Genomic DNA, 14,259 nt, shown 5'->3' with positions numbered 1-14,259 from the left:
ATATGCGCGCCATCACTTTGGCAGTGGTCCAACCTCTGTCTTGCGGCCGGGATTCTGAGCCCACACAGGAACGAGCTCATTGCGCATCCTCAGCGTGACAACGTCGTACCCGTTGACGAGGGACAGCGCAAGCGGAATCTTTGTTGCGCGCTTGCTACGTGAGCTCGCGCGGCAGCACGAGGTCACCGTGGTAACGCCAGCCGCGACCTTGCCTGCTGAAGTGTTGGGACCGGAGCATGTCGTTACCGTCCGCTACGCGCCAATGTCCTTGCAGGTGCTGGCCCACAAGCCTGGCGGCATACCGGTACAGCTGCGGCAGTCTCCGGCGGCTTGGCTATTGGTGCCACTGCTGCTAGGCGGGCTTGTATGGAAGTTGCTTCAGCAGGGCCGCCGGGCGGATGTCCTTCACGCAAACTGGGCCATTGCGGCCCTGCCGGCTGCTTTTGCCGGTCGGTTGTGGGGGCTCCCAGTTGTGACCACGTTGCGCGGCGATGATGTGACGGGTGCAGCACAACGCCGGATTTCGCGCTGGATTATGGCGATGGCATTGAAGGTCAGCAAAAAGGTGGTCGTGGTCAGCGCATCAATGCAGGAGCAGTTGACCGCGACTTTCCCTGATGTACGGAACAAGCTGGTATTCATTCCCAATGGGGTGGCCGTCACGCGCCAAACGGAATCAAGTCGGCTGCACGGCCGGCGCCTGCTCGCCGTCGGTAGCCTGATTGAGCGCAAACAGATCGACGTGATCTTGCGCGCCCTGGTCCAATTGCCGGAGGGGTACACACTGACCGTCGTCGGAGAAGGTCCGGAAGAAGTGGCGCTGCTTCGACTGGCTGATCGCCTGGGAGTTACAGCGCGCATCACGTGGACGGGTTCCCGCGCGCCCGAGAGCATGGGCGAACTCTATGCGGGGCACGATCTTCTCGTGCACGCCGCTCGCTCTGAGGGACGTCCGAATGTGGTGGTCGAGGCGTTGGCAGCAGGTGTTCCCGTCGCGGGTTCCGATATTCCCGGAGTGCGAGAGATTCTTGAACATTCAGCTGGGGGCGTGCTCTTCCCAGTGGGGAATGAAAAAGAGCTGGCGGCTTCCATTCGTGACCTGCTCGAATCTCCCGAGAAGTGGAAAGCCTGTTCCGCAGCCGGTCCACGCTGGGTCGAGCGGGAGCGGCTGAGCTGGAGTGGCTGTGCGCAGCGATACACCGCGTTGTTCGAGATGGTGAGGGCGCACTGAGATGTGTGGTGTGGGCTTTCTCCATGCACCGGCGCTGGAGCCTGCTGAACAGTGCCGGCGTATCAAGGCGGGTATGAACGCACTGCAGCATCGTGGGCCGGACGGCGAAGGCGTGCAGTCAGTCGATGGGGCCGTTTTGGGACATCGCCGTCTCTCGATCATCGACCTTGCTGGTAGCCCACAGCCGATGGCTAGCACGGATGGCCGCTATCACCTGACGTATAACGGTGAGATCTACAACTACCGCGAGCTCCGCAGGCAGCTTGCAGATCATTGGGCTTTCCGGAGCGACGGCGATACCGAGGTTCTGCTCGCGGGACTGGTGCTTCATGGGGCGGCCTTCCTTCATCGCATGGAAGGCATGTGGGGGTTTTGCTTCTGGGACGCATCCGAAGGGCGATTGTTGGCTGCGCGTGACCGGATGGGGAAGAAACCCCTGTTCTACACACAATGGGGCGACGTCTTCGCTGCGGCCTCCGAACTCAGTGCATTGGAGCAAATTGCGCCGGATGCCGACTGGTCGGAGGATCTTGACAGCACGGCGGACTACTTTCGCTACGGCTTCACGCTACCAGGCTGGACCTTCTACCGCGGGATTCGAGAAATCCCTCCGGGACACTTTCTGGAATGGCACAGCGGCGACCACACACCTAGCGTGCGGCAATGGTGGACCTTGAAGGTCGGTGGCTGGTCTGGCTCTATTTCGCATGCGCGCGATCAGATCGCGAACACCTTCAATGAAGCCGTCGACCGTCGCCTGGTGGCAGATGTGGAGGTCGGCGCCTTCCTGTCCGGCGGCGTGGACTCCTCGCTCGTCTGTGCGTCCGCGAGCCAGCGTCATGGAGGTGCGCTCAAGTCCTTCACGATAGCCTTCTCCGATCCTCGCTATGATGAAAGCGGCTATGCCGCGAGCGTCGCGGGTGCGTTGGGCACGGATCACCACTGCCAAGAGTTCCCCGGCTGGGATCTCCAGACATTGACAGCGCTGGTGTTGGGGCATGTCGGCCAGCCCTTTGCGGACCCGTCGCTGTTGCCCACAGGACTCGTGTCGCAGGTCGCTGCTGAGTACGTCAAAGTCGCGTTGTCAGGGGACGGTGGCGACGAATTGTTCTGTGGTTATGAGCGCTATCACGCGCGTACGTTGCTGCGGTGGTACACATCCCTCCCTGCCACAGCGCGCCGCGGTGTGGGCCGGGTGATACGTTCGCTTCCAGAACCCATGACACATCACAGTCGCAGTCTGCTCAAAAAGGCACATCTCTTCCAGGACGTCGTCGACAGGCACGGCGCCGAAACGCCCTACATCGCCAACCACCTCTTTCCACCTGCACACGCGCGACGACTCTTCCCGCAATTGCAGGATCATGGCCACAAGCCTCCACCTTTCGAGCGCGCAGCCTGTGCTGATGATCTGCTCGAACTGATGTACGCCGATGCGCTCGTCTACCTGCCGCAGGACATCCTCGTGAAGGTCGACCGTACGTCAATGGCCCATTCCCTCGAGGTACGCTGTCCTTTCTTGGATAGTCATCTCGTCGAGATGGCTTTTTCCGTACCCGCAACCTGGCACCGTCGAGGCATGAAAGGTAAGCAGCTGCTGCGGGCTGCGCTGGGAAGCACGATTCCTCCGTCGATCTGGGAGAGACGCAAGCAGGGGTTCGGCGTACCGATTCACGAATGGTTTCGATCCGACTTGGGAGCCCATTTGAGCGATCTACTGAGCACGTGTGACGCGCCGGTCGAGTCGGCTGGCTTCGACGCATATCTTCGAGATCATCGATCGGGCAAGCGCGATCACGGGTTCCGCCTCTGGAACGTCTACAACTACCTGCTGTGGAAGAGCAACGGCGCCCGCCCGCGGTCCTGACCGCCTATTACATGCCCAAGCCCGGCGGCTTGTGCAAGCGGCTGTTTCGGGCCATCGAGGCTTTGCTGGCGCGCGGCTGCACCGTGCACTATGCCGCCGTGCGTCGCTTTCCCATCGAGCACCCCAACTGTCATTGGCATCGCTTCTGGTGGCCTGAGAACTGGCCTGAACGAGGCGCTCTCTTCTGGGCATGGCTGCACTTGGCCATGCCTTGGCAATTGCTCTATCTGGGGCTTCGCTACCGGGTGACGCACGCCTTTGCCTTCAGCATCAACTACGGCGCCATGTTGCTGCCGCTTCGACTGATCCTTCGCCTGCCTTATACGCTGTTTCTGCGAGCGGATACTCGGCGCAACAATCAGATCAACGGTGTGCCGTCACTGGTGCTGAGACTGGAGCGGGTGCTGGAGAGTGCTGCTCTGTGGCACGGGCGTGCTGTCGCAGTCTCAGAGACACTGCTGGGTCAGGTTCTTGCACGGAACCAGTGTGTGCGCCCGAGATTTGCCCTGGTCATGCCCAACGAGCCGCCACCGCAGAGTGTTGAGGGAGCCCCTTACTCGGGCGGCGCGATGGTGCTGGCGGTGGTTGGCGTCTTGGAAAGCCGCAAGCGCGTCGATCTTGCGGTCGAAGCCGTGCGATTGCTCCGTGATGCAGACCTTCGACTGAGGATTTTTGGTGCCGGTCCTAGCGAGGAGGCGCTTCGTTGCAAGGCGGCAGATCTGGTGGCATCCGGTCAGGTCGAGTTTGCGGGATGGTGTCCACCTGAAGCCATATGGAGCAGCGTCCACCTGCTGCTACACCCCTCGGAGCATGAAGGCCATTCGAACGCCATGCTCGAAGCCTTGAGCGCCGGACTGCCGCTGCTTGCCAGCGACCTTCCCGAGCATCGGGAATGGTTGCCCGACGAGTTTCTCGTAAAGGGGTCGGAGGCGTTCGCCTGGGCGGAGGCCATTTCCCGGATCGCCCATAGCCAAGAACGCTACCAGCGATTGGCGCTGCAGGCCCAGTCACTGGTGCAGCGGCTCGCTTTTGATTGGGAGGCGCGTGCCTGCGAGGAGATTCTGGACAGCCGGGAATATCAAAAGGGCGAGGTCATGGATGGTTAGAGGGCGGGGCACGCGCGCAGGCCAAAACCAACTTCGCATGGCTTGGCGTCCCGCAAAGTGTCCAGACTTGGCCGGCGAATCGGATAGCCGCTGCTGGGTCTTGCTAAGAGGATCGCTGAAGATTCAATGAACCTTGTGCATGCCAGTGCAGCCAGCGCGATGGTACGGGCCGCATTCCAGGGCCTGGGATTCGCGATCACGGTACTGCTGGCCCGTGAACTGGGCGCTGAGGCATTCGGCGCCTACACCTATACACTGGTGATCATCATGCTGCTGGCGCTGCCTTGTCGTGCGGGATTACCCCAGATTGTCACTCGCGAAACGGCGACTTCGATGGATCCCGCGCATTGGCCGGTGCAGGAAGGCGTGTGGCGCTGGGCAATTCGGCTTGCATTGATGATCTCGCTCCTCGTCGTCGGCATCACCGCTTGGGTGTTGTCAGCATTCGCAGGGTCTTTCACTACGGAGACACGGATCCTGTTGCTATGCGCGCTACCCCTAATACCCGCCATGGTGTTTGCTGAGATCAACGGCGGCGCATTGAGGGGCGCTGGCTACGTGATCCGCGGCCAGATTCCCGAGTCACTGATTCGACCTGCAAGCCAGCTGATGCTGCTCGCGATCATGACAATGGCCATCGCTTCCGGGCAGTTCACAGCCCTTCAAGCGATCGCGGTATTTGTTGCTGCCGCCTGCCTTGCTGCAGTGTCGAGTTTCGCATTGCTACGGGTGGCGCGCCCCTACGGGGCGCGCTGCGTGGTCCCCGAATCCCGTGGGCGGGAATGGCTAGCCGCCGTCGTTCCCATCAGCCTTATCAATTCGATGCACCTGATCAACACGCAGGCAGATACCTTTCTGGTCGGGCTGTTCGTAGGCACGCAGGAGGTTGGTTTCTATCGCGTCGCGGTGCAAGTGTCGCTTCTCGTGGCATTTGGGCTGCATGCCACGAAGCTCGTCGTGCAACCACGGTTTGCAGCCTTGTACCGTGATCAGGCTTTCGAAGCATTGCAGTGGAATGTCGTGTGGTTCGCTCGTATCAACCTGGTCTTTGCATGTGCTGTGCTGATAGCACTCGTCACGGCTGGGCAGCAGTTATTGCCACAGCTGTTTGGCTCGGGTTTTGGCGCCGCTTACTTGCCGCTCGTGGTTCTTGGTGCCGGTCATGTCTTGGGGGCTCTGTTCGGTGCCAGCGGAGTGTTACTTGTCATGGCAGGTTTTGAGCGACAGTTCGTCCGCTTTGGGGTGCTCGCCGCAGTGATCAATGTAGGGCTGAATATCGTCCTGATTCCGCAGTTCGGAATGAATGGCGCAGCCCTGGCCACGGCGGCAACCATGCCCATTCCCCATATGCTCGGGTGGTGGTTTGCTCGTCGGCACCTGCATTGCAATTGTTCACCGCTTGCGATGCCTTTGATTGGTCCAGCCACTTCCCGCGGTGGTGAAACCAATATCGATCCGTGATGAAGAGCGAACTAGAAGGCGGAGCCGCGCAGAAGGTGCTCCTGCATATTGGCTATCCGAAAACCGCCACAACCACGCTTCAGCAACAAGCCTTTCTTCCATGGCACAGTGCTGGCTGGGTCGATTACCTGGGTGTCTTTCAGACCCAGTCTCATCCATTCGATTTTGCTGGCCTCTCGGACAGCCTTCGAGACGCGGTGTATCTGGCCGATGATGACGCTGCCTTGGCGCAAGCCAAGCATTGCAACCAGCTGTTGCATTCCATGTCGACACGGGACAAGGCCGGGCATCCCATCGTGATCTCTAGTGAGCATTTCACAATGGGAGGGTATTCGACGCTGTGGCGCGACTTGGCCATCTGGCCACACAGGTCAGCGCAACGCCTCCGCAGCGTACTCGAGGGTTTCGACGTGCGCATTGTGGTTGTATTGAGGGACCACGCGGAGTTGGCGCAAGCGTACTTTCTGCAACACAAAGCCACCCCCGTGCACGCCAACGAGAGCCGCTACGCATCGATGGATAAATTCATTGAGGGGATTATCGGTGGAGTTGGCTGCCATGCTCAGATGTTCCAGTTCTCGAGCGTCCTGGATGCCTACGGCGATGCCTTCGGTTACCACAGGATTCACGCCTATGGTTTTCCTGATGTTTGTCGAGATATGAATGCATTCATCGGTGACCTTGGGCGGTTGACGGGAATCACTCACGAAGTGTCGCAGAGGACAATTTCGCGAAATAATGCAAGGCATCGCACCGAAAGCGGCTACCGTTCAGCCGGTCTTGGTCTGGGGGCTTATCTCGCAGCCGCGTCACGCCGCATTCCGGGGCTAACTTCATCGTTAAGGCAGGTCCCCGGTACTCGCACTTTGTATTCGCTTCTCGAACGGGTTCGAGTATCAGATGGAGTCGAAGTGGAGCGCTTGACACCTTTTCAATCACAGGCGATCGGAGAGGCATTCTCGGAGGATCGACAAATGGTCTGCGAAAGCTGGGGTATAAGGCTCTGATGTTCCCTGTGATCATTACATCCAAATTTACCAGTCGCTATTCGCCAATTGGACCGGTTGTTCTTGTCGTTCTTTTTTTGTATTCGTCGGCGACTGAGGGACGGACATCGATACCTGATCCTATCGCCGCACCTCAGGAGTTTGCGGAGTGGAAAACTGATGTACGTGTGAGGCTATCGAGTTTACTCGGTATTCCAGATCATGGAAGTCGCGTCAATCTCCACCCACAGGATCGTGGCTCCATTGAACGCGACGGGTTGGTAATCGAGAAGTGGGTTTACACCTTAGAGCAAGGCTCAAAAATGCCCGCATTGCTGTACCGACCAGCCAAGCCGCGCGGTCTAATGCCAGCAGTAGTACTAGCATATGGCCATGGAGCAAGCAAAAGCCATGCGTCATATCAATATATCGCGCAACTTTACGCAAGACTTGGAATCGCGGTGCTGGCAGGAGACCCCATTGGCGAGGAGGAGCGCCATATCCGCGGTTTGATTGGAACTCGTGACCACGATGGCGCGCAGGTTCACCGGCGGGCAGCTGACGCAGGCAGGTCAATAATGGGTAAACTGGTGTTGGACACAATGCGTGGTGTGGACTTCTTGAGCAGTCGTGAAGACATTGATCCTAGCCGCATTGGTGTTGTGGGCAATTCTCTGGGCGGCGCAGTAGCGGCGTGGTTGGCAGCGCTCGAGCCAAGGATTGGTTTCGCACTTATTAGCGGATGGGGGTACGGGGCACACTTTGAATCAATTGGCAAGCAATGCACGCGTGAACCAATTCGGCAGATGCGCGAACAAGTGAGTTGGATGCAATTCATTGCTCTTTCTGCCCCGCATAGCAACATACTCATCCTTAACGGAGAAGCTGACATTGTTATTGATAAGAAGGAAGAAAGGGCGGTGTGGCGAGACTTGCAAGGTTTAGTCGAGTCAGTTAAACCGATGCAAGCCGCGTTCAGTCGGTCTTGGAGTATCGATTCTTGGTTGATTAATGGGGGGGGGCATAGGCCTTATCCCGCCCATCCGAAGGGGGTTGCGTGGATTCTCGATCAGACTAAGCCTAGAGGTGATGGGGCGCGCGAGCTGCCGCTTTCCAAAACTGTGAATTTTGGTGACTGGGCTGATGGACAAGGAATACAGTTCGAGAGCCTATACGATACAGAGTTGCATCTCCGTGGAGCTGTTTTGGTTGCCGGAAAAATAAACTACCTTAGTCCCACCGTCTTGCAAGTATTGACAGAGAGCGAACAAGGATTACCGACGTTCACACTCGATGGTTGGCTCGATGTGATTGAGTAACATTGCGGATTAGCTTTGTTCTGCAAAATGGCATGCAATAATGCGTTTAAAACACAGCACGCCCGTACCCTATAGAATTAAAACTTGACGATGTCAAAGAATCGGCCTCTGACACCGGACGAACTAGACGCATTTACGCCGAACGAGCACGTTCTCACTAGGCTGACGAGTTTTGCACAGGCATGCGGAAAGTCACCGCATCAGATTCAGGTGCTCGATTGGGGCTGTGGTCGGGGGCGGATGGTCGCCGCGCTTCGTAGGCTCGGGTTCTCGGCCTTTGGGGTCGACCCTGACGAGGCTGCTGTATCGAATGGGATGCAGCTGCTCGGGAGAATGGGATATCCCGGAGATGTGCTGAACGTGATTGATCGCGACGCGCACACCCCGTTCGCCGAGAACCGCTTCGATTTCGTATTCTCCAATCAGGTGTTGGAGCATGTTCGAGACTTGCCAGCAATTGTTTCTGAAATCGCCCGACTGACGCGCAGCGGTGGCGCGGGCCTACATATCTTTCCGCCGCGTTGGCACATACGCGAGGCACACTTGCGGATGCCGGTCGTCCACTGGCTACCCAAGAACCGAATGCGACGGACGCTTATCTACCTGTGGTCTGCCCTCGGTATCGAGTCGAAGTGGCAGGAAATGGATGGGGCCGCGCTGAAGGCGCGCGTGGATACGTACTACCGATACAGTTGCGACAAAACCTTCTATCGGTCAAATGCGGAAATCGCCGCTGCCTTTCGTGCACATGGCATGAGTTGCGAGTTCTGCACTGCGGACAACCCGAAACTTGACCATATCGCGCCATTGCGTTGGTCACATGGTCGTCGCTACGCACGCGGGCTAATCAATGCGGGTCTTGCGACTTTCGTCAGCGCCGAGCTCGCGACTTCCGTTGACTCGGGGGCAAGGCTCGAATTCGATCATTGACCGGATCGGTTTTGCACTAGCGGGCATTCCGCTAGTTTGGGTGCAGGACGTGGACCTGGCTGGTACGCAGTGGCCTTCCCTTGCGAAGTCTTGCCAAGAGATAGTCGACGAACAGTGCGGAAGGCCTGGCGCGCATCGGGAGCTGCACCGCTGAGGACCGGACCACGAAACCCTGGGACTGCACAAAGGCCTGGAATTCGCTCTTGGTCCATTCGCGGACGTGCTCGGGATTCGGGCTGGTGCGGCACTCCGGCCCATGCATCAACTTTCGCTCAGGCGTAGAAATGACGATACAGCCTTGCGGTTTGGTGACCTGACGCAGGAATTGCAGAAGTCGCTCTGGATGCTCGAGGTGTTCGATGACATCGGCGCAGACCACGACATCACCGCGCAGCTCGCCGGCGCTTGTGGGGTCGTTCAGATCGGCAGCCACCCATTCGCCGAAGCGGTGCTTTTCGCGGCAGTACGTGGCGGTCGACGAACGATCTATTCCAACGATGCGCGCAGCGGGTCGCTTTTGTGCGATACGGGAGAGCTTCACCCCGGGTCCGCAACCGACATCAATCAGGCACACATCAGAGCCGTCCGGGAGCAGAGCCTGCGCAAGGTCATAGACCCCGGCTTGGTAGTCCCTGGCGTGACGCAGCCTTGAGCGCGTCCAGTAAAGGGATGCCGCCGTGGCTTCATCCTCCGGGCGTGCGGGGTTAGCCGCGTAGCCCTCTGGGAGGTAGTACATCTGCTCATCCATGGTGTGCTTGCCAGTCTGCGGTGGGCTCAGCTGAGACGCTAGACATTGCGGACGAAAAACACATGCGTGCTGATTGTTCGATTGAAGAGGTAAACCGCGACATCCTTGACGCCGAGGGTCTGCGGGGTGCGAAGGCCCGGGTAGGGAGGCGTAATCGATTGAAGGCCAAAGGCTCGGCCCATAGCAAGAAGAGCGCGACGGTTGAAACAGTTGATGTGCTCAAGCGGGTGAATGGCGTCATGGGAGGCTTGCCAATGCTTCGATGCCAGCTTTCGACGAATCCCCAATTGATTGGGTACATGGATATCCGCGATGCCACCAGGTGCGAGCAGGGCCGCAATGTCTTGCAGTGATGCACGCGGATCCGGGACGTGTTCCAGCACCTGGTTCGCGTAGATGTAATGGAAGCTGGCGGGTTCAAGTTCACAAAGGGTGCTTGCCACCCTCAGCCCATGTTCGCGTCCGTACGCCGCGCGCTGCTCAGAAAGTTCGAAACCGGTGGTCTGATAGCCGAACCCACGGGCCATCTGTAACCAATTGCCCCAGCCCATACCAAAGTCAAGCACTTGGGTGTCACGCGGAAGGCGAGAGGTAAGCCGCCTTATGCCCATGACCTCGTTGGCGATCTGCGCGTAGTAGGTGTGATCGGCGCCCCGTCTTTTCTCGAAGCTCTGCGCCGGGTCGATCCAGTGTTCGTACAGGTCCAGCATCCGTGGAGGTGAAAGGATGGCGGTCTGGTAGATCGTGCCGCACGCATCACATTCGGCAACATCGAAAGGCATATCTGCCAAATCGGAGAGTGGAATCCGCCCCTCGTAATAGCGCTCCAGAAAGCCTGCGACGGATGGGTGTCGCATCGGCACGGACTTCAGCGTTCGCCTCGTTGTTGCCGCGCACGCCGGGCAAGCGCTGCGATGCACGAAAGCGGTTGTACCCGCCGTTGATTCGGAGTGGCGCGAGGGCTGATCCACTGGATTACTCTGATCTTTCGACAATGCCTGATAACGCTTCATGGGCGCGTACAGCCCAGGTGTGGCGGCGCTCGACAAGTTCTCGACCTTGCCGGGAAAGCGATCTGCGCAGTCTCTCATCCGAATCGAGTCGTATGAGCGCTTCTGTCCACGCCGCTACATCATCTGGTGGAACCACCAGGGCTTCGTGGTCGGGTTGCAGCAACCCGCGCAAAGAGGGTACGTCAGAGGCGATGACGGCCAAGCCAGCTGCAAGGTACTCAAATAGCTTCAGGGGCGACGTCCAGCGACCGATGTCATTCCCGTCTCGGTCCGCAACCTTCGGGCTGATCGGAACGAGCCCGACGTCGAGTGAGGCGTAGATTCCCGCGAGGTCAGCATGCGGCAGATAGCCGTGGGCTTGAATATTTGCTGGAAGAGGCCTACCGAAGACGCGCATGCATTCCTCTTGGCTCCCCCCGACCAGATGAAAATCGAACTGGGGCAGCTCCGCCGCCAAGCGAAGTGTCATCTCGGCGCCTTTGCCGGGATAGAGATTGCCAACGTAACCAATCTGAAGAACGGCTCGCCTGTGTTTCAGGGCCGGCGGAGTCCGCCTGTCAGGTAGAACCGCCGCGTCATGAAGAGTGCGTACAGTGTCCGCGGACAGGAACGGGTACCGCGAGAGCAGGTCCCTACGTAGCGGTTCCGAGATGGCAATGACCCGCACCAGATTGGATGATCGCAGCGCCGCGGCTTCGAGCCAGCGTCCCAGTCTGCTTTTCTGCAGTGCGTGCAACTCAACAATCAGCGGGCGCTTGCCCCTGCCAAGGATGACTGCACTAGGAAGGTGGCGCGAAAGAATGACATCGGCTCGGGGCGCGACCTTGCTGTACCGCCAAGCAAGCAGCGGGACGCGTGCGGATGGCGGTAAACGCTTGATATGACGACCACCACATTGCCAATTGAGGCTTGAAGCGTTCCCTACATGCGCTTCAGGTTCTTCAGCGGCAACGACGCTGACTTCGTGGCCGAGTTCGCACAGGGCTCGTGTCATGTGCAATACGTGTACGGCGTTCGCATCGCGCGACTGAAGGTCGGAACGGCAGACGTAGAGAATCTTCATGAAGATGCGTGAGTGCCCGAACCTTTCAGCACGAACTGAGGGGGTGGCCCTTCATTTCGGTTGTGTCACCGAATTCGCATGCGAAACGCGCTGGTAGCGTGGTTGTTCAAGAATGGCGTGGTCGGCGAGGCACATGGTCATATCGACAATGGAATGGCCAATAGTCGGGCGTTGGGCAGTACGGGCACCAGAAGACGCGTCTCGTCGTCCTGGCTTCGACCGCGATCTTCGTGAAGATAACCGCAAACGGGCGGTGCATCCCCCACAACGAAAAAGGCTACGCACTCAGCGCGAGTGCGTAGCCCGTTAAAGGATGCCTGCGTGTTGCCTACGGCGCAAAATCCGCGAAGCCACCCACCACACTCTCCAGGGCAGTCGCGAGCTCGTCCACTTCCAGTTGTGGTTGCTGCGTGGAGAAATCACCGACCACGCCACTCACCAGGTTGGCGAGCGGGTTGCCGCTGAGGGCGGAGAGTAGGCCATTGACGACGTCGCTGAGCGCGCCAATCAGCGTGCCGAGAAGGCCGCCACTGCCGGCACCCTCGACTTCGCTGAGAACGGCACCCAGTGCCTCGGTGAGCTCGGCCGGCGTGTAGCTCGGTACAGTGTTGCCACCGAGGCGATCACGCAGTTGGTTCAGCAGGTCGGCGCCGGCATTGGCTTCGATACTGGACAGCAGGCCGTTCAGCGCGTCTCCATTGGTCGGGAAGCCGGCATCCGTGAGGTCAAAGCCTGCAGGAGCAATCGCAGTGAGTTGGCCGCCCACCGCTTGCAGGGTACTGAGAAGATCCTCGAAGCCGGACGGGCCGTTGCCGGAGAGCAGGCTGTCGAGAAGTGCCGTGCCGGCATTCTGGCTGCTGAAGTCGAAGGACCCACCACCAGCGGCGACAAGCATGCCGACCAGATCACCGAGGACGGGCACTTCCGCCAGCAGGCTGGAGAGGCTCTCGAAGCCGGGGAGATTGCCGCTGAGGAGCGTTTCCAGCGGGTTGGACCCACTGGGAAAACCGTCAATGCCTCCAGCCAGGAAGTCAGAGAAGGTGTCCGTTGACATGCTTCCGAGACCCTGCGCAATGGCATCGAACAGCGGCGTGAGGATGACCGCCAGGCCATTCGCGATTTGCGACTGACCCTCCGTCAGAGCCGATGTGACGGTGCCCGTGCTGTCGAAGCGGCCGGCGGTTCCCAGCAGGTCTGTCAGGGTGACGGCGATGGCATCTGCCGTTTGCTGGCCTTGAAGCGCACCGGCGGCATTGAGGGTGTCGCCGAGATTGGACAGCAGGTCGGCCGGGGCGCGTACCAGCGCCAGGTAGGCATCTTCCGGCAGTGCACTGGTTACGGGACCGAATTCAGCGGGGAGCAGCTCGGGGAAGCTCTCCAGCGTGCTGGCTATATTGGCCATGGTCTGGGCAATCGTCGCTAGTCGCCCGGTCAGGTCCTGCAGGCCGTTCAGGCCAATGGAATCAGGTCCCTGAAAAACCAGGGTCAGCTCGGCGAGCTGCCGAACCAGCGTGTCGGAAGAGACCGGGAAGGCCGCGGCCAAGGGGCTGTCGGTATAGGCGTCGGCCAGCGATTTGGCACCGCATTGCAGGGAGCGGGCGGTCCCGTCCAGGGCGTCACCGCCAGCGGCCGGGTCCTGCTCCACGAACAAGGTCTGCCCGGAGACAGCAAGGGCGTCGATCACGTCGAGGAAGCGTGCGGTCGCCACTACCAATTGCGTGGCGGAGGTGCCGACTTCCGGCACCGAGGCGAAGGCACTGCCCAGATTGTCGATGAGGGGGGTCTGTGCCGCATCCAAGGGCCCTGCGATGGGACCGGATGCAGCGATATTGCAGTCGAGGGAAGCGAAGGTGATGGGGTCGCCGCCTGCAGTGTCATCACCCGTGCCGCCGTCGCTGCCACCGTCGCCGGATCCTCCGTCGGAACCGCCGTCGCTGCCGGAGCCGTCGTCGGAGCACCCATCGTCAACGCCCGCCTGACCTTGGGCCGGTTGATCGCAGGGATCGTCGCTTCCGTCATCGCTACCACCGTTGCCGGCACTGCCGTCATCGGTGCCGCCATCGTCGCCGGAAGCATCGCCGGAGCCGGATCCAGAACCAGAACCGGAGCCGGAACCGCCGTTACCGTCCTGCGAGCTGCCACCGTTATTGCTTCCGGAACCGCCGTCGGCAACGGATTGGGTGCCGCCGCTAGAGCCGCTGCCACTGCCGCATGCGGTCAGTACCGCAACGGCAAATACTAGAATGAGTGAACGTATGAACTGCATTGTCTCGCTCCGAGCCCTGGGGATGAACGGACCATAAAGGGGCGGAACCTGATTCCGGCGTCATATCCGGCGAACGGTAGCGCGCGAGGGATGGAGCGTTCCGCGAGACTGAGCCGGCAAGCGTCATCGCCAGTGGCAACGCGGTGCGAGAAGATGGCGCGTCGACGACGCGTCCTCCTCGCCCTTACAGAACCATCACTACGCTGCTATCGTTGCCAAAAATGCGCGCCATTACGGCAATCACACCGGGCTGCGCACAAGGATCAAGA

Annotated in this window: 11 protein-coding genes; 7 read left to right on the top strand and 4 right to left on the bottom strand. The window is 59.7% G+C overall.

What is annotated here, in order from left to right:
* Positions 1–79: 79 nt before the first annotated feature.
* The 7 genes from ACOOFO_RS13125 to ACOOFO_RS13095 all read left to right on the top strand — a co-directional run bounded on the left by ACOOFO_RS13125 (position 80) and on the right by ACOOFO_RS13095 (position 8,900).
* Positions 80–1,231, top strand: coding sequence for a glycosyltransferase family 4 protein (locus ACOOFO_RS13125; protein WP_420427200.1), 1,152 nt, complete (start codon positions 80–82; stop codon positions 1,229–1,231).
* Position 1,232: 1 nt separating this feature from the next.
* Positions 1,233–3,098, top strand: a complete 1,866-nt coding sequence (gene asnB / locus ACOOFO_RS13120; protein WP_420427199.1) for an asparagine synthase (glutamine-hydrolyzing) — start codon at positions 1,233–1,235, stop codon at positions 3,096–3,098.
* Positions 3,099–3,304: 206 nt separating this feature from the next.
* Positions 3,305–4,204 carry a glycosyltransferase family 4 protein gene (locus ACOOFO_RS13115; RefSeq protein ID WP_420427198.1) on the top strand — a complete coding sequence of 300 codons (900 nt, stop codon included), beginning with the start codon at positions 3,305–3,307 and terminating at the stop codon, positions 4,202–4,204.
* A gap of 126 nt (positions 4,205–4,330) precedes the next feature.
* Complete coding sequence (locus ACOOFO_RS13110) at positions 4,331–5,665, top strand: lipopolysaccharide biosynthesis protein (protein ID WP_420427197.1); 1,335 nt, start codon at positions 4,331–4,333, stop codon at positions 5,663–5,665.
* The gene (locus tag ACOOFO_RS13105; RefSeq protein ID WP_420427196.1) at positions 5,665–6,672 is read left to right on the top strand and encodes a hypothetical protein; all 1,008 of its coding nucleotides are present in this window, start codon (positions 5,665–5,667) and stop codon (positions 6,670–6,672) included. The genes ACOOFO_RS13110 and ACOOFO_RS13105 overlap by 1 nt, the downstream gene beginning before the upstream one ends.
* Entirely contained in the window at positions 6,672–7,970 is a 1,299-nt protein-coding gene (locus ACOOFO_RS13100; protein ID WP_420427195.1) for an alpha/beta hydrolase, read from the top strand. The genes ACOOFO_RS13105 and ACOOFO_RS13100 overlap by 1 nt, the downstream gene beginning before the upstream one ends.
* A 90-nt stretch (positions 7,971–8,060) precedes the next feature.
* The gene (locus tag ACOOFO_RS13095) at positions 8,061–8,900 is read left to right on the top strand and encodes a class I SAM-dependent methyltransferase (RefSeq protein ID WP_420429780.1); all 840 of its coding nucleotides are present in this window, start codon (positions 8,061–8,063) and stop codon (positions 8,898–8,900) included.
* A gap of 31 nt (positions 8,901–8,931) precedes the next feature.
* On the opposite strand, the gene ACOOFO_RS13090 is transcribed toward ACOOFO_RS13095, so the two are convergent.
* From ACOOFO_RS13090 to ACOOFO_RS13075, 4 genes are all read right to left on the bottom strand, one after another.
* Positions 8,932–9,648: a class I SAM-dependent methyltransferase gene (locus ACOOFO_RS13090; RefSeq protein WP_420427194.1), complete on the bottom strand. Its 717-nt coding sequence runs from the start codon at positions 9,646–9,648 to the stop codon at positions 8,932–8,934.
* A gap of 38 nt (positions 9,649–9,686) precedes the next feature.
* Positions 9,687–10,661 (bottom strand): class I SAM-dependent methyltransferase, encoded by a 975-nt coding sequence (locus tag ACOOFO_RS13085; protein ID WP_420427193.1) that lies wholly within the window; start codon positions 10,659–10,661, stop codon positions 9,687–9,689.
* Complete coding sequence (locus ACOOFO_RS13080; protein ID WP_420427192.1) at positions 10,624–11,724, bottom strand: glycosyltransferase family 4 protein; 1,101 nt, start codon at positions 11,722–11,724, stop codon at positions 10,624–10,626. Before ACOOFO_RS13080 ends, ACOOFO_RS13085 begins: the two co-directional genes overlap by 38 nt.
* 328 nt (positions 11,725–12,052) lie before the next feature.
* Positions 12,053–13,990, bottom strand: coding sequence for a hypothetical protein (locus ACOOFO_RS13075; RefSeq protein WP_420427191.1), 1,938 nt, complete (start codon positions 13,988–13,990; stop codon positions 12,053–12,055).
* Positions 13,991–14,259 lie beyond the last annotated feature (269 nt).

Source organism: Algiphilus sp. (genome assembly GCF_965216485.1).
GTDB lineage: Bacteria > Pseudomonadota > Gammaproteobacteria > Nevskiales > Nevskiaceae > Algiphilus.
Note: the sequence above shows the minus strand (reverse complement) of the source record. Positions and strands in the feature narration are given on the sequence as shown.